Here is a 16090-nt window from a genome sequence, read left to right as displayed (position 1 = left end):
TGCCGGCTTCCACAGTGACCAGTTTCTACAGGGAATAATTTGTTTTCCTGAATCGAACAGGAGTTTCACATGGCGAAGAAACCCAAGGCTGCCACCTTTATCAAAGACCCGCTCTGGTACAAGGACGCGGTGATTTATCAAGTTCACGTCAAATCGTTTTTCGACTCCAACAACGACGGTATCGGCGACTTTCCCGGCCTGATCGCCAAACTCGATTACATCGCCGAACTCGGCGTCAACACCATATGGCTGTTGCCGTTCTATCCATCGCCGCGTCGCGATGACGGCTACGACATCGCCGAATACCGTGGCGTGCACAGCGATTACGGGACCATGGCCGACGCCAAGCGCTTTATCGCCGAGGCGCACAAGCGTGGCTTGCGGGTGATCACCGAACTGGTCATCAACCACACCTCCGACCAGCATCCGTGGTTTCAACGGGCGCGCAAAGCCAAACCGGGCTCGGCCGCACGGGACTTTTACGTATGGTCGGATGACGACCAGAAATACGACGGCACGCGGATCATCTTTCTCGACACCGAAAAGTCCAACTGGACCTGGGACCCGGTCGCCGGCCAATACTTCTGGCACCGTTTTTATTCCCATCAGCCGGATCTGAACTTCGATAATCCGCAAGTGATGAAAGCCGTGCTGTCAGTGATGCGCTACTGGCTGGACATGGGCATCGACGGCCTGCGCCTCGACGCGATTCCGTACCTGATCGAGCGTGATGGCACCAATAACGAAAACCTGCCGGAAACCCACGACGTCCTCAAGCAGATCCGCGCCGAGATCGACGCCAATTACCCCGACCGCATGCTGCTGGCCGAAGCCAACCAATGGCCGGAAGACACCCAGTTGTATTTTGGCGATACCGACGCGCACGGCTTGAATGGCGACGAATGCCACATGGCCTTTCACTTCCCGCTGATGCCGCGCATGTACATGGCGCTGGCTCAGGAAGATCGCTTCCCGATCACCGATATTTTGCGCCAGACCCCGGAAATCCCCGCCAACTGCCAATGGGCGATTTTCCTGCGCAACCACGATGAGCTGACGCTGGAGATGGTCACCGACAAGGAGCGCGATTACCTGTGGAACTACTACGCCGCTGATCGCCGGGCGCGGATCAACCTCGGCATTCGTCGGCGGCTGGCGCCGTTGATGGAGCGTGACCGTCGCCGCGTCGAGTTGCTCAACAGTCTGCTGCTGTCGATGCCGGGCACGCCGACCCTGTATTACGGCGATGAAATCGGCATGGGCGACAACATCTATCTTGGCGACCGCGACGGTGTGCGCACGCCCATGCAGTGGTCCATCGACCGCAACGGCGGCTTCTCCCGCGCCGACCCGGCCAGCCTGGTGTTGCCGCCGATCATGGACCCGCAATACGGCTATCTGTCGGTCAACGTCGAAACTCAGGCCGGCGACCCGCATTCGTTGCTCAACTGGACGCGGCGCATGCTCGCCGTGCGCAAGCAATCCAAAGCGTTTGGCCGTGGCACGTTGAAAATGCTCTCGCCGAGCAACCGACGGATTCTGGCGTATACCCGCGAATTCACCGACGCCGATGGCAAACACGAAATCATTCTCTGCGTGGCCAACGTGTCGCGCAGCGCCCAGGCGGCGGAACTCGACTTGTCGGCCTACGTCGGCATGGTCCCGGTGGAGATGCTCGGCGGTAACGCCTTCCCACCCATCGGTCAGTTGAATTTCCTCCTGACCCTGGCACCGTACGGTTTTTACTGGTTCGCCCTCGCGGCGGAAAACCAGATGCCGAGCTGGCATGTGGAACCGGCGCAGAGCCTGCCGGATTTCACCACCCTGGTGTTGAAAAAACGCATGGAGGAACTGCTCGAGGCGCCAGCCCGCGCAACCCTGGAGCAGGGCATTCTGCCGAGCTGGCTGCAAAACCGCCGTTGGTTCGCCGGCAAGGATGCTGCCATCGACAAGGTGCATCTGGCCTACGGCGTGCGGTTCGGCGACGCCGAACATCCGGTGCTGCTCAGCGAGATCGAAGTCACCAGCGGCGGCCAGACCCACCGTTATCAACTGCCGTTTGGCTTTATCTCAGAGGATCAGGTCGGCGCGGCGCTGCCTCAGCAACTGGCATTGGCCCGCGTGCGTCGGGTGCGTCAGGTCGGTTTGATTACAGACGCATTCAGTCTCGAAGCGTTTATCCGCGCGGTATTGCAGGGTATGCAGAACAACACGGTGCTCGAATCGGCGGACGGTCAAATCCGTTTCGCGCCAACGCCGCTGTTGGAGAAACTGGGGTTGGGCAGTGAGTCCGAGGTGCGTTATCTGTCGGCCGAGCAATCAAACAGCTCGGTGGTCGTTGGCAACAGCGTAGTCCTTAAGCTGATCCGCAAAGTCGCTTCTGGCGTACACCCGGAACTGGAGATGAGCGCTTACCTGACCGCTGCCGGATTTGCCAATATCTCCCCGCTGCTGGGCTCGGTGATCCGCCATGATGCGCAGGGCGAAGACAATCTGTTGATGATCGCCCAAGGCTATCTGAGCAATCAGGGCGATGCGTGGGAATGGACGCAAAACAACCTCGAACGAGCATTGCGCGATGAGCTGGCCGATGCCATGTCCGAGCAGGAACAGCATTACAACGCCTTGGGGGAGTTGAAGGATTTTGCCGGGATGCTCGGTCAGCGCCTGGGCGAAATGCATCAGGTGCTGGCGGCGCCGACCGACAATCCCGACTTTGCACCGCAAATCAGTACGGCCAAGGACATGCAGGCCACCGGCAAGGACGTCGCCGCTCAGGTCGAACAGGCGCTGAAACTGCTCAAACAGCATCAGGGCGAACTCAGCGCGGCGGATCACAAGCGGGTTAAACGACTGATCGACGAGAAAAAAACCATCCTTGCCCATGTGCAGGATCTGGCGAAAAAAGCTGTCGGCGGTTTGCGGATCCGTGTCCACGGTGACCTGCATTTGGGTCAGGTGCTGGTGATCAAGGGCGATGCCTTTCTGATCGATTTCGAGGGCGAACCTGCACGGCCATTGAGCGAACGTCGCGGCAAACACAGCCCGTACAAGGATGTCAGCGGTGTGCTGCGTTCTTTCGATTACGCGGCAGCCATGACCATCAACGTGCACAACGTCGACCACAGCCCCGAATCCGAAGCCTCACGTCATCGTGTGGCGGATCGCTATTTGCAGGAGGCGCGAGAGGCATTTGTTCAGGCATATCGCCGGGCGGCAGCTAGTCTTGATCATGCTTGGCAAGATCCTGAAGGCGCCGACGCCGCACTGGCGTTGTTCGGCCTGGAGAAGGCGGCCTATGAAGTGGCCTATGAAGCCGAAAATCGCCCCGCGTGGCTGCCCGTGCCGTTGCACGGTTTGTATGGGTTATTGACGGGGCTTAAACCCTTTTCCGATCTTGGTGGAGAGTAGTCATGAGTTTCTCGAACAAGGAACAGGGTCAAGTCAAAGACGCATTGCTGCCCACGGCGAAGGACATCGACGCCCTGGTCCGTGCTGAGCATCACGATCCGTTTTCCATTCTTGGCCCGCACGGCGATGGCGCCGGCGGACAATTCATTCGCGCTTTTCTGCCCGGTGCGTTGAATGTTTCGGTGCTGGACAAAGAGACCGGGCAAGAGCGCGGCGCGCTTGAGCAGACTGAAACGCCGGGGCTGTTTGTCGGCCACTTCGATCAGACACGGCCGTATCAATTGCGTACCCGTTGGGCCGGTGGCGAGCAGGTGGCGGAAGACCCCTACAGCTTCGGTCAGTTGCTGGGCGAAATGGATTTGTATCTGTTTGCCGAAGGCAATCACCGCGACCTCAGTTCGTGCCTCGGCGCGCAACTGACCACCGTGGATGGCGTCGACGGCGTGCGGTTTGCCGTGTGGGCGCCGAATGCCCGACGGGTCTCGGTTGTCGGTGACTTCAACGTCTGGGACGGGCGCCGGCACCCGATGCGCCTGCGTCATCCGTCCGGGGTATGGGAGTTATTCATCCCGCGCCTACAAGCGGGGGAGTTGTACAAATACGAAATTCTTGGCACTCACGGGATTCTGCCGCTCAAGGCTGACCCGATGGCGCTCGCCACCAGCCTGCCGCCGGATACCGCGTCGAAAGTCGCCGCGCCGCTGCACGTCGACTGGCAGGATCAGGACTGGATGAGCAGCCGTCGCGAGCGGCAGCAACATTCGGCGCCGCTGTCTATTTATGAACTGCACGCCGGTTCCTGGCAGTGTGAACTGGACGATCTGGGTGAAGTAGCGCGCCAGTACACCTGGCCGGAATTGGCAGAGCGATTGATTCCGTATGTGAAGGAACTGGGTTTCACCCACATTGAGTTGATGCCGATCATGGAGCACCCGTTCGGTGGTTCCTGGGGGTATCAGTTGTTGTCGCAATTTGCGCCGAGCGCCCGTTACGGCACGCCGGAGCAATTCGCCGAGTTCATCAACGCCTGCCACCAAGCCGATATCGGCGTGATTCTCGATTGGGTACCGGCGCATTTCCCCACCGATACCCACGGCCTGGCGCAATTTGACGGCACCGCGCTGTACGAGTACGGCAATCCGCTGGAGGGTTTCCATCAGGATTGGGACACGTTGATCTACAACCTCGGGCGCACCGAAGTACACGGTTACATGCTGGCGTCGGCGCTGCATTGGTTGAAGCATTTCCACATCGATGGCCTGCGAGTCGATGCGGTGGCTTCGATGCTCTATCGCGACTATTCGCGCAAGGCCGGCGAATGGGTGCCGAACCGGCATGGCGGGCGGGAAAACCTTGAAGCCATCGATTTTCTGCGGCACTTGAACGACGTGGTCGACCTGGAGGCCCCGGGTGCACTGGTAATCGCCGAGGAATCCACGGCGTGGCCGGGCGTCAGTCAGAGCACGCAGCAGGGCGGTCTGGGCTTTGCCTACAAATGGAACATGGGCTGGATGCACGATTCGCTGCATTACATTCAGCAGGACCCGGTGTACCGCGCCCATCACCACAATGAGTTGAGTTTCGGCCTGGTCTACGCCTGGTCCGAGCGTTTCATTCTGCCGATCTCCCACGATGAAGTGGTCCACGGCAAACACTCGTTGATCGACAAGATGCCCGGCGATCGCTGGCAGAAATTCGCCAACCTGCGGGCCTATCTGAGTTTCATGTGGACCCATCCGGGCAAGAAGCTGCTGTTCATGGGCTGCGAGTTCGGCCAGTGGCGCGAGTGGAATCACGATCAACAGCTTGATTGGTATCTGTTGCAGTATTCCGAGCACAAAGGCGTGCAGAAACTGGTGGGCGACCTCAACCGTCTCTATCGCGAAGAGCCGGCATTGCACGATCAGGATGACGCGCCGCAGGGTTTCCAGTGGTTGATTGGCGACGATGCGATCAACAGCGTTTATGCCTGGCTGCGTTGGAGCAAGGACGGTAAACCCGTGCTGGTGGTGGCCAACTTCACCCCCGTGCCGCGTCATTCCTATCGTGTGGGTGTGCCGTTCGCCGGGCGTTGGAGCGAGTTGCTCAACAGCGACGCTGATACTTATGCCGGTTCCAACTATGGCAACGGTGGCGGCGCGTTTACCGAAGAAGTGCCTAGCCATGGCCAGGCGTTGTCGCTGGAGCTGAATTTGCCGCCGCTGGCGGTGTTGATCCTCAAGCCTGAGGGTTGATCCCACACCGAGTCGCTGCCTTCGCGAGCAAGCCCGCTCCCACAGAGGAATGCATTCCAGATGTGGGAGCGGGCTTGCTCGCGAAGGTGTCAGCTCAGACGCCGGGAAACCGAAGCCTCACCAAAGCATCCGTACGCCGAGGCTGCCAATCAAGCCATTCAAATCATTGTCATCGACATCACTGCTGTAATCGGCACTCACATACAGGCTCACCGCCGGCGTCACCCGAGCCACCAGCCCCAGTCCCAACTCGACGGTCGATGATTTGCGGCTGCTGCTGATCTTGTCGACCTTATCCAGAGTCACCGTGCTGCCGGTATAGACCGTGTGCCAGAGATTGGTGCGCAGGTACGGCTCGACCGGCAGACCACTCAAGTCATAGCTACCTTTCAAGCGTGCTCCGACGCGGCCGCTCCAGGCTGAGAGGTCTTTGGACGTTGCGTGGCCTGAGCCAGCGTTGGGGGTGTCGAGGGTGATGCGCTGGTTGACCAATTGCGCTTGGGGTTCGATCACCCAGTTTTCATTCAAACCAATCGGGAAACCGCCTTCGACCGAGAACGTCATGGCGCTGCCTTCTGTGGCCTGCCGCGCACCTCGTTGATCGCGGCTGAATCCGCTGACTCGTCCACCGCTGGCCGACAAGTCGACGTGCCATCCCCGTGCACCGATCAGGCTGTAATAGGCCCCCAGGCGTTGGCCTTGCAGGTTGAGGGTGTCGGTGGTCGGGTCGGCCAGGGCGCGGCTGATGATTTGCCCATTGCCATTGGCTTGAATCTGGTTCGGACCGCCCATCAGGCCGATTTTCTGCGTAGGGCCGCCGCCGCTTTGCAGAGTCAGTACGGCGGGGCCCTTCCAGTCAGAGCCGCCGGGCATCGCGAAACCCGAAGACACCACATCGGTTTGCGCCTTTCGGGCACTTTGTCCGTAGAGCAGGTCCCAGGCGCCTGGCGCGAGTTCTTCGGTGATCAGCCTCGCAATTTGCCGATCAGATAGGGGATTGAACCGTTGCCGGTCCGGGGTGATGACCGTCGCAGGCAATGTGATGACGGGGACGTTCTCTCGATACCACGGTGTCGCTTCATCCGCCGCAGGGGCTGCCTGCGCCTCCATGGATGAGCACAGCAAGAGAAAACTCGAGACTGTGCAGAAAGTAATTTTGATCTCGCGTGGGGTGATTGAAGTTCTCATGGAGGCCTACCTTGCAAGCGCATGCAGCATCTCGATGTGGCGTCTCTCCTACCCCGAACGAGGGGCGACCGAATGGAGCGGGCAGATCCATGGCCGCTCGATTTCGCGAGTGTCCGATGGTTCGGCCCGGAGGGTTATTCCGGGGGTAGTAAGGTTGAGATAAGAAGAACCACAGGCATGCGTCAAGAAATTGATCGATGAGTGGTCGGTGTTATTTAGGTTTTGTAACTGTTTGTTTATTTGAATATAACCAAGTGGTTGTTTGTGTGGGTCGCGGCAGTGAAAACCCCGATGCAGAGGGAATGTATTGTTGACGGACGGTTTTTCGGTTGATCCAGGTTCCGACATTGCCGAACGCACCGCATAAGCCGTTGCTGTCAATATTTCGAATATTAGCCGGATACCAAGGGCGTGAGTTACGACAATCGCCCGGAGCGAAACGTCCAGGTGAGTCATCACGCAGAGCCGAAAAGCAGGCTTGTCCGTTCGGCAGCTACAGATGCACTTCAACGGCCAGCGGCAAGTGATCCGACAGGTGCGTCCACGGCTTGTTGCCGAGGATCTGCGGGTCATGGCTGCTGGCGTTGCGCAGGTAGATCCGGTCCAGTCGCAGCAATGGAAAACGCGCCGGATAGGTTTTGGCAGGGCGGCCATGATGGCGCTCGAAGGCTTCGTGCAAATAGTCGCGCCGGGCGAGGGCGACGTTGCCGTGAAGCTGCCAGTCGTTGAAGTCTCCGGCGATGATCACCGGCGCGTCATCAGGCAAGGATTCAAGCAACTGGCAGAGCAGTTGCAACTGCAATTGGCGATGGCTTTCCAGGAGACTCAAATGCACGCAGACCGCATGGACTTCGGCATGCCCCGGCACATCCAGCACGCAGTGCAACAAGCCACGGCGCTCGGGGCCGGTGATCGACACGTCGAGGTTGCGGTACTCGCGGATCGGGTATTTGGACAGCAGCGCATTGCCGTGATGGCCATCGGGATAAACCGCGTTGCGCCCATAGGCGAAATCGCTCCACATGCTGTAGGCGAGAAATTCGTATTGCGAGGTTTGCGGCCATTCGTTGTAGCGGTTCGAATGCCGTTCGTGTTCACCCACCACTTCCTGCAAAAACACCAGATCGGCCGAAGTACTGCGTACGGCTTCACGCAACTCCGGAAGAATGAAACGTCGGTTGAGTGCGGTGAAACCCTTGTGGGTATTGACCGTCAGCACGCGCAGGCGATGGATGACTGAATCGTCGACGACGTGACGATTGGGGGCGCTGGACACGGTGACTCCTGTGAATCCTGAGTGCGTATTCATGCGACTGGTGGGTGGGGGTGGCGGTTCCTTCTGAATCAACACCGCCAACTAGTGTAGGAGCTGTCGAGTGAAACGAGGCTGCGATCATTTGGTCTTGTTGTTCTGGATCAAATGATCGCAGCCTTCGGCAGCTTCTACATCAGACGCGCAATCGAATCTGCCGCCCAACACATCCATGTGGCGGCTTGGCCTGGAATACTGGCGTAGGTGCATAGAGTTCGGAGGCAGCGGAGACTGGGGAAAATTGGAGAAAGCTCTGCGCGATGAGGTGCATCATCAGGCGCAGAGCCTGGAGTAGATTTGTGGGGATCCCTCAGGGGCTGGCCCCGTTTAACATGTATTGGCCATTCCAAAGCGTTGAGGATCGTAAACGAAGTATTCTTGGTTGTTTATAGAGATTGAATAAAAGGCGAAAAATAAACTCATCGCCTTTTGTTTTCTTTGTCAAGAGCGTCTCAATACAAGTAATTTGCATTGAACTTCAAGTCATGGATCCATGGCAATAACTTTAATAGTGTCAGTGCCGGACGCATATAGGCGGTTGTTTCGATAGTCAACAGGCCCGCACCCCGTTTCAAAAGGATATTTTTTCAAAGTCCGACCTCCGGCGGCATCAATCACAGAGCCCTCGCTATATGTTATTTGGGTTTCGCTAGCGTTAATGACAAATGCGGTTGCTTTAATTTCATTTAAAGGGCTGATTGTCCTGATGGGTTGCATTTGTAGAACATCAACAACTGTTATGGTTGGTGTCCAGGATAAAGTATTTCCAATTGCATAAGCGCGAGTTCCTGATGCATTAAAGTGAAATGTGTAAGGGCGGCTGTTAATGTTTGTTCTGGCGACAGTTGAGTGCGTTTTTGTTTCAATGATAGCCAGTGTGCCAGCATTGCCAACCCAGATCACAATATATAAATATTCGCCATCAGGAGTGTAATCAATCATTTTGGTGTTGCTTCCTGCTTCAGTTATTTCGCGAGTAATTCTTTGCGTTGATATATCAACTATCGCTGCCTGAATATTGTAGAGGCTTGAATTTATACCGCCATATCCGACCGCAAGGGATTTGCCATCCGGACTCACCGCTAAATAATGGGGTGATTGATTTACCTTTATATCTCCAATAATCTTTAGGTTGGTCGTGTCAATAATGGTGATGTTTCCGCTGTGTGTGTATCCAATAAATAACTGCTTTCCATCAGGGCTTATGGCCATTCTTGGCCATGAGAGGGCGATAGGGGGAGTCTGAATATGATTTAAAACTTTCCTTGAAATCAGATCTACGACTTTAACCAAAGAAGCCGAGGGAACAAGGACATAAAGCGTAAGCCCGTCGGGGCTTAAAGCTTTTTCAGTGCCACCCGTTCCGATTGATATGTCCCCCTCAGAGATTTCGGGGAAGACCGTTACCTTCGCGGATGCTATTGCCCCTTCACTGACAGCATTCAGCGCGTACTCTCCAGGAACCATAGACGCCTGTACGCCCTTCACTATTACAAGGCCTTGCCCATCAGCTATGAATTCACGCTCCCCCCCAGTGCCATCGGCGAAAAACATTCCACTGGCGAGTGTCAATATTACAGGTGCCTCTGGACGAGGCGTGCCATCCAGTTTGCTTGCGAATATCTCAATATCTTTCAGCCGTACTCCGGGTGACGATCGATAGGGCTGATTTATAAAAGAAAGTACATTCGCCGTTACATTCACCGTCCAGGCTTCGGAGGTCGCACCATCGCCATACAACGCCTTGGCGGTAAAACTGTGCGCCGCTACGCTCAGGCCTGTAACGGTTAATGTCCAGATCCCTGTTGCTTGATCCGTGTCGGGTTGACCTTTGGACGTGATCCCATCGAGGATATCGACTTTTTGGCCCTTGGCGGCACTGCCGGTCAGAGTCACGGCTGTTTCCGCGGTGGTGCCGCCGGGTGGGATTTCCACGCCGCTCGGCGAGCCTTTGACCGAGGTGATCGTCGGTGCGGTGGCGGCTATAACGGTCAGTAACCGAACATTCGAATACACCGGGCTTACGGCATACAGTGCCTTTGCATACAACCGGCGACTACCCTCTGGTACGGCGATGGTTTTCTCCCATTCGCCTGTTGTTTCATGGGCGGGCGCAGTCCCTTTGGACACGGCAGACGCACCGTTGCCATCAAAAATCTCGACGGTCTGGCCTTTGCTGGCCTTGCCTTTGAGTTTCAGCGTGGTGCTGATGGTGGACGTGCCCTCCGGCACTTCTTTATTGCTCGCATCCAGCACATTCACCAGCGTCGGCACCACTAGCTCTATCGACTTGATGCTGTAAGTTCGATCCGGAAACACCGTGGCCGTTGCCGGGTTGTCGCTCTTGTCCATCGACACCTTGTACTTGATTTTCAGCGTGGTGCCGTGCCCGAGTTCTTTGAGGTAACTGTTGGCCAGTGCTGCGGGCCAGAAGCCCTGGCTGACCCACGTCGCATTGACATTGGCGTCTCCGCCGTTCCAGATTGTCAGGTTGTGAGGGCTGGCGTCGGCCTTCTGACCTTCCAGGCTCATCCAGACCTGTTGGCCCGCCTCGATCAGTGTGTGGAGCAACCCGTGAAGGGTCGCGTTTTTGCTGCCCAACGCGTTCACGTCCAGGACGTTGTTGGCATCGGCCTCGACGATCTTCGGCGGGATCAGCGCCGTCGCCGGTAGCGTCAGGATGTTCAGAGACAGCGGCAGGGAATTACTGGAGGCGCCATTATGTTCGATGACATAGATGACGGTCACCGGTTTGCCAAGGCTGTAAGCCAGGACTGATCGCGGCACCGCGATTTCCAGACCGGCGCTGACAAGCCGTTGAGGGCTGGTGTAGGTGCCCGCAGCCGGTGTCTCGGCTGCGCCTTGCCAGATTACGTTCAGCTTATCGTCAGGCAGCAGCGAACCCTGCGGCACCAGCACCCGGACTTCCGGTTGGGTCGGGCTGAAGTTGTTGCCGGTCTGGCCCTTGACGGTTGGGGCGGGCAACGTGAGGCGATTCAAATGCACGTCCACCGTCACTACATCCGACCAGGTCGGAGGGCCGGACGGATTGGTCAGATAGTCGACCACGCGGAATTTGAATTCGAAGTCGGAATCGTCGCCGCCTTGTTCCAGCTTCTCTTTAGGGATCGGGATCACCACGCTTTGCGGAACCGGCGGTAGGGGAGACGTGCTGTCTGGTGTCAATGTGTGGGTGACACGCGCGCCATTACAATAAATAGAAATCGTGTCGTACCAATTCATGTTCTTGTAGTTGACCGTGACCGAAACCTTGTTCGCTTGCTCGGGGCCGATGCTGGAGTGGCTGACGCTGAGGTTCAGGACCGGGGGCGTGTCGCCGGGTGGCGAGGTGCGGTGAAGCAGGATGAGTTCATCGGTGAAATCGCAGTTGCCGGAAGTACGTTTGACGCTGAACTTGATTTTGTTCAGGCCTTTTTGAAACCATTCCGGCGGAATGTAAAGTGGCGTGTTGTCACGCTCCTTGCCTTTGGCAATGGTGGTGTCATCCGCCTTTTCATCGTTCAACCAAAGCGTGATTTTGTCGTTTTCTGATTGGTTGTCATACGCAAGCATGAGTATCTGAAATCCCTCTTCCTCACTCGCGTCGTCGAAGGCAACGCCACCGTGGACTCCCTCACTGGCAGGGACGAGGGGGATCATCTTGGGTGCTTTCGGAAGGGGCAGTGCAAAGGGGTCAATCGTGCGGGTGCTGGTCATCGCCAACTCCAGGCTGAATAGGAAAATGCCATGGCGACAGGTGACGCTAATCAGCAATGTTTGTCACCTGTCAGATCTGACAGGTGCGCGCGGTTTCCGGACGAATGGTTACGCGGTCGGGAAGGGGGAAATCTTCCCTCAGACACACGGGGTAGCCCCTAGGGGAGCGGGCTTGCCAGCGATGAGGGTATGCAACTCAGCATCTGATTGGCTGACCCACCGCGATCGTTGGCAAGCCCGCCCACGAAAGATGTTGGCGAAGGTGCTACCTGTGGCCTTCAGACGAAAACGATTTCATAGGGCAAACGCATCCGTTCCAGAATCACCGGTGGCAGCATTGGCGCGATGCCAATCGCCGGTTCGCCCTTGAGCTGGCTGGCGTAGGCGTGGGTGGCGTGGCTTTTGCGCGCCACGGTCCAGGTGTCGAGGCGCAGTTTGCGTGCGCGATCCCAGGGGATCAGTTTTTGATCGCGCTCAGGCCAGTGCCACGCCCAGACCGGCACATCGTGGAAGGTCGCCCCGGCCAGTTCGGCGGCTTCGGCGGCAGCACGTCCGACCGCCTCATGATCGTCGTTGCCATCGCCGCGCCAGGTGCTGAATACCACGTCGCCGGGGCGCAGGTAACGGCCGATGAACCCGGCCAATTGGCTGTGCTGATCGCTCAGTGCGTTGTCGGTGAAACCGCCGCGTACCCATTTCAGGCTGTGCATGGGTAAGCCGAGGCGGCGCAGGGCTTCGACGCTTTCCTGCGGGCGGAACACGCTCAGGCGTTTTTCCGACCATTGTCGTGAACCGGGATGGCTGGCGCTGCCGTCGGTGATCGAGAGCAGTTGCAGCGGATGACCGAGGCTTGAGAGTAATTGCAGCAGGCCACCGCACGTCACCACCTCATCGCCGGGATGAGGGGCGATCACCACGGCGCGGGCACCGGGTGGCACCAGGCTGCGGGTGTTGATGACGGGAATGTTGTGCAGTTGCGGGGCGCTGTTCCAGATTTGCGCCGACGGGCTGTTTTCGATGAGCGATAACGGTTTCATGGGTGCGACGTCCTTGTGTTGTTTCGCCCTCAATCGTGCCCACAGCCATAAACCTGTGACGCGGCCGACCCGTGAAGGCTGGTTGATTGCCATACGACGCTCCGAACCCTGGATTGCCGCGCAGCACAGTATTGCTCATGAAGTGACGTTCGTCGCGCCACAGATCAATCTGATACGGTTTTTTTTATTACATCTGTGCCAGGTTTCGCAAGTAGTCGCCAAATCCACCCCGGGCCCGGCTGTCGAAACGAGCGCTGGTGTGGACTTGCGGACGATGGCTCCAGGCGATGTTCGCACCGGTCAGTTCCAGATCCCGCACCAGGTGCACATCTTCGTCGCACGCCAGCGGTTTAAAGCCTCCGGCCCACCGATAGGCATCGGCGCTGACGCCCAGATTGGCGCCATGAATATGCCGATGGCCCTCACTGGCCCGATAGTGCCGGTGATAGCGAATTTGCGCCGCTTCATCGAATGATTCATGCCAGTGCTCGACGGTGACCGTGCCACACACCGCATCCGCGCCCAGCCCGATTTGCGCCACCAGCCAGTCGTCGGCGACGCGACTGTCGGCGTCGGAGCAGGAGATCCAGCGTGCCCCGCGCTCCAGCAGCAACTGAGCGCCGACGGCGCGGGCCTGACCGACATTGCGTGCGTCGATATTCAGGCTCAGCACCGGATAACCGCTGACAATCTGCGCCGAGCGGTCGGTACAACTGTCGAGCACCACCAACACTTCGACCCGCTCACCGGCGAGCAAACCGTGCCGGCTGGCGCGCATGGCCGCGCTCAGGCATTCGTCGAGCAGGTCTTCTTCGTTGTGCGCCGGGATCAAAATGCCAATCATCGCAAACCCTCCAACGCCGCCACCGAGCGCGGCTCGCGGCTCCATACTTCAAGAATGAAATCAGCCTCCTGATGCAGTGCCACGCGTGGCAGATTCAACTGCTCATGGATCAGGTCGTGAACCTGTCGGGCGTTTAGCGGACAGCCGTCGATGGGCGGGCGCCAGTGACAGGCGAGGAGTTGGCCGTCGGCGGTCAGGGAATCACTGATCCGGCGAATCACTTCTGTCAGATCCTTGCCGTCGAGGTAGTAGCCGATTTCGCTAAATACAATCAGGTCGAATTTTTCTTCCGGCCAGTCACCGGGCAGACGGTTTTGACGCACTTGGGCGTGGTCAAAAAGACTTAAACGGGTTCGTGCCAGTGTCACTGCCGCGCTGGCGGTGTCGCAACACAACAGTCGATCACAGCGCGTCGCCAGTTCGGCGCTCAGTTCGCCGTTCGCACAGCCCGGTTCGAAGATCGCCCGATAGTGCGCACGAGGCAGTGCGGCGAGGGTGATCGCCCGTTTGCGCTGTTCGTACCAGCGCTGACGAAATGCCCACGGGTCGTCGTTGCCGGCGAACAAGCCTTCGAAATAACGATCTTCAACGCTCATAGGAATACCACCTCGAAAGGTTGCAGTAAGCGGTCAAGCACATAGGGCGCCAGTACCGGCGCGAGCCCTGCCTCGGGATCACCCTCCAATTGGCTGGCAAAGGCATGGACGGCGTGGCGTTTGCGGGCGATTTGAACCGGTGACAGGAGAATCTTGCGCGCCCGCTGCCAGGGCACCAGCGCGTCTTCGGGCGTTGCCCAGTGCCACGTCCATACGGGCAGTTCGTGGCACGTCGCGCCGACTCTGCGCGCCGCTTCAGCGCTGGCGCGGCCGACGGCTTCGTGGTCGCAATGACCGTCCTCGATCCACGTGGTAAAAATGACGTCATCGGGGCGCAGATGGTGTTCGATAAACGCGCTCAGCTCGGATTCTCGCGCCGCCACCTGCGTGTCGCTGAAACCGCCGCGCAGCCATTTCAAACGATGCATCGGCAGACCGAGGCGCCGCAGCGCTTCAGCGGACTCCTGTGGCCGGATCACGCTCAGGCGCTCCACCGGCCAGCGCGTGGAACCGGGGTGGCTGGCGCTGCCGTCGGTGACCGAGATCAGTTGTAACGAGCGGCCGGCAGCGGCGAGCACTTGCAGCAGGCCGCCGCAGCCCAGCACTTCATCGTCCGGGTGCGGCGCGACAATCACCGCGCGAGCACCCGGAGGCACCAGACTGAGGATATTGATGCTTTGCATGTCCGCCAGATGCTGTGAACTCTGCCATTGCTGCAAGGACGTGCCTTGGCCGACGATGGGATTGGTTTTCATAGCGCCCATGCTCCGTCAGGTTGCGCGGCAATCATTTGGCCGAGGGCGGCGAGGTCCCGTTCGGCGTGGCTTTGGCGCAGGAACACCGGCAAATCGGCGATCAACCGGGCGAAGTGCCGATCCTTGCAATATGGCCCGGCCCCCAAGGCGCGGCCGACTTCGCGGATCACCTGTTCGACAGACTGTTCAACCACGGCCCGGGCACGCCGGGCCAGCAACTGAGTATCGGCTTGCGGATGCGCGTCGATCTGCAGGGCGCTGAAACGCAAGACATCGGCGGCTGCCTGCAAGGCGCTATCGACCGCGCCCAGATGGGCGAGGGCATGCGGCTCCTGCCGTTGCGCACATGGCTGGCGCAGGCGTTCGGCAATCTGCCGCGCGGCGCCGTACCAGCAGGCAGCAATGCCGATCCCGCCTTGCCAGAAACCCGGTCGTTGCAGGTAATCGCCGGGATTGCCGATGGCTTGAGCTTCGGCGCCGTCGAACAGCACCTCGACACTGCCCGTGGCGCCCATGCCCACCGCCTGCCAGCCTTGATCGGTGATGGTCACGCCGGGTTGATCGAGGGCCACGGCAACCAGTTGCTGCTGATCATCAGCGTCCCACGCGGTGAGCAGCGCATGGCTGAGTACCGCGGCGCCGGAACACCAGGCCTTGCGGCCGTTCAGTTCCACCATATGCCCGGCGGGTCGCACCTGCACCCGCGCTTGCGGCGGTTCTGCCGCCCACATGCCCCACGTGCTGCCGGGCGTTGGCGCGCCTGCCAGTTGCTCGATGATCGCTAACGCGTCGGTGTGGCCCTCGTAAAGTTTGCACAAACCCAGATCATGCCCACCAACATCGGCCAGACGCTGAAATCGCTCCAGCGTGCTGCCGCTGCCGGGTAACGGCAATCGGTCCAGCCCGGCCTCGACCATCGCCCGCAGGCACAGGCCGAGCGAGGCTGTGTCTGCGTAGTCCGGCGGACGGCGAGCGAGATAGCTTTGCAAGTCCATG

Annotated in this window: 10 protein-coding genes; 2 read left to right on the top strand and 8 right to left on the bottom strand. The window is 58.8% G+C overall.

The features are described from left to right. Positions 1 to 69: 69 nt before the first annotated feature. Both treS and glgB read left to right on the top strand, forming a co-directional pair. Positions 70 to 3411 carry a maltose alpha-D-glucosyltransferase gene (gene treS / locus AACY18_RS19420; RefSeq protein WP_339465801.1) on the top strand — a complete coding sequence of 1114 codons (3342 nt, stop codon included), beginning with the start codon at positions 70 to 72 and terminating at the stop codon, positions 3409 to 3411. Positions 3412 to 3413: 2 nt separating this feature from the next. Further along, positions 3414 to 5645 (top strand): 1,4-alpha-glucan branching protein GlgB, encoded by a 2232-nt coding sequence (glgB, locus tag AACY18_RS19415; protein ID WP_339465800.1) that lies wholly within the window; start codon positions 3414 to 3416, stop codon positions 5643 to 5645. Positions 5646 to 5762: 117 nt separating this feature from the next. On the opposite strand, the gene AACY18_RS19410 is transcribed toward glgB, so the two are convergent. From AACY18_RS19410 to AACY18_RS19375, 8 genes are all read right to left on the bottom strand, one after another. Further along, complete coding sequence (locus tag AACY18_RS19410; protein ID WP_339465799.1) at positions 5763 to 6833, bottom strand: autotransporter outer membrane beta-barrel domain-containing protein; 1071 nt, start codon at positions 6831 to 6833, stop codon at positions 5763 to 5765. A 493-nt stretch (positions 6834 to 7326) separates the two neighbouring features. Beyond that, the gene (locus AACY18_RS19405) at positions 7327 to 8142 is read right to left on the bottom strand and encodes an endonuclease/exonuclease/phosphatase family protein (RefSeq protein ID WP_339465798.1); all 816 of its coding nucleotides are present in this window, start codon (positions 8140 to 8142) and stop codon (positions 7327 to 7329) included. Between the two features lie 486 nt (positions 8143 to 8628). Next, the gene (locus tag AACY18_RS19400) at positions 8629 to 11862 is read right to left on the bottom strand and encodes a hypothetical protein (protein WP_339465797.1); all 3234 of its coding nucleotides are present in this window, start codon (positions 11860 to 11862) and stop codon (positions 8629 to 8631) included. Between the two features lie 278 nt (positions 11863 to 12140). Next, complete coding sequence (locus AACY18_RS19395) at positions 12141 to 12899, bottom strand: PIG-L deacetylase family protein (protein WP_339465796.1); 759 nt, start codon at positions 12897 to 12899, stop codon at positions 12141 to 12143. 187 nt (positions 12900 to 13086) lie between these two features. After that, entirely contained in the window at positions 13087 to 13743 is a 657-nt protein-coding gene (locus tag AACY18_RS19390) for a glycosyltransferase (protein WP_339465795.1), read from the bottom strand. After that, entirely contained in the window at positions 13740 to 14339 is a 600-nt protein-coding gene (locus AACY18_RS19385; RefSeq protein WP_339465794.1) for an SAM-dependent methyltransferase, read from the bottom strand. Before AACY18_RS19385 ends, AACY18_RS19390 begins: the two co-directional genes overlap by 4 nt. Continuing rightward, positions 14336 to 15094, bottom strand: a complete 759-nt coding sequence (locus AACY18_RS19380) for a PIG-L deacetylase family protein (protein ID WP_339465793.1) — start codon at positions 15092 to 15094, stop codon at positions 14336 to 14338. The genes AACY18_RS19385 and AACY18_RS19380 overlap by 4 nt, the downstream gene beginning before the upstream one ends. Continuing rightward, entirely contained in the window at positions 15091 to 16089 is a 999-nt protein-coding gene (locus AACY18_RS19375) for an acyl-CoA dehydrogenase (RefSeq protein ID WP_339465791.1), read from the bottom strand. Before AACY18_RS19375 ends, AACY18_RS19380 begins: the two co-directional genes overlap by 4 nt. Position 16090 lies beyond the last annotated feature (1 nt).

This window comes from Pseudomonas sp. EA_65y_Pfl2_P74 (assembly GCF_963970575.1).
In the GTDB taxonomy this organism is placed as follows: Bacteria; Pseudomonadota; Gammaproteobacteria; order Pseudomonadales; family Pseudomonadaceae; genus Aquipseudomonas; species Aquipseudomonas baetica_A.
This window is presented reverse-complemented; position numbering and strand designations above follow the sequence as displayed.

Bases quoted from the DNA above. Each gene is read 5' to 3' on its own strand.
- treS (WP_339465801.1), top strand. From the start codon at position 70: ATGGCGAAGAAACCCAAGGCTGCCACCTTTATCAAAGACCCGCTCTGG.
- glgB (WP_339465800.1), top strand. From the start codon at position 3,414: ATGAGTTTCTCGAACAAGGAACAGGGTCAAGTCAAAGACGCATTGCTG.
- AACY18_RS19410 (WP_339465799.1), bottom strand. From the start codon at position 6,833: ATGAGAACTTCAATCACCCCACGCGAGATCAAAATTACTTTCTGCACA.
- AACY18_RS19405 (WP_339465798.1), bottom strand. From the start codon at position 8,142: ATGAATACGCACTCAGGATTCACAGGAGTCACCGTGTCCAGCGCCCCC.
- AACY18_RS19400 (WP_339465797.1), bottom strand. From the start codon at position 11,862: ATGACCAGCACCCGCACGATTGACCCCTTTGCACTGCCCCTTCCGAAA.
- AACY18_RS19395 (WP_339465796.1), bottom strand. From the start codon at position 12,899: ATGAAACCGTTATCGCTCATCGAAAACAGCCCGTCGGCGCAAATCTGG.
- AACY18_RS19390 (WP_339465795.1), bottom strand. From the start codon at position 13,743: ATGATTGGCATTTTGATCCCGGCGCACAACGAAGAAGACCTGCTCGAC.
- AACY18_RS19385 (WP_339465794.1), bottom strand. From the start codon at position 14,339: ATGAGCGTTGAAGATCGTTATTTCGAAGGCTTGTTCGCCGGCAACGAC.
- AACY18_RS19380 (WP_339465793.1), bottom strand. From the start codon at position 15,094: ATGAAAACCAATCCCATCGTCGGCCAAGGCACGTCCTTGCAGCAATGG.
- AACY18_RS19375 (WP_339465791.1), bottom strand. From the start codon at position 16,089: ATGGACTTGCAAAGCTATCTCGCTCGCCGTCCGCCGGACTACGCAGAC.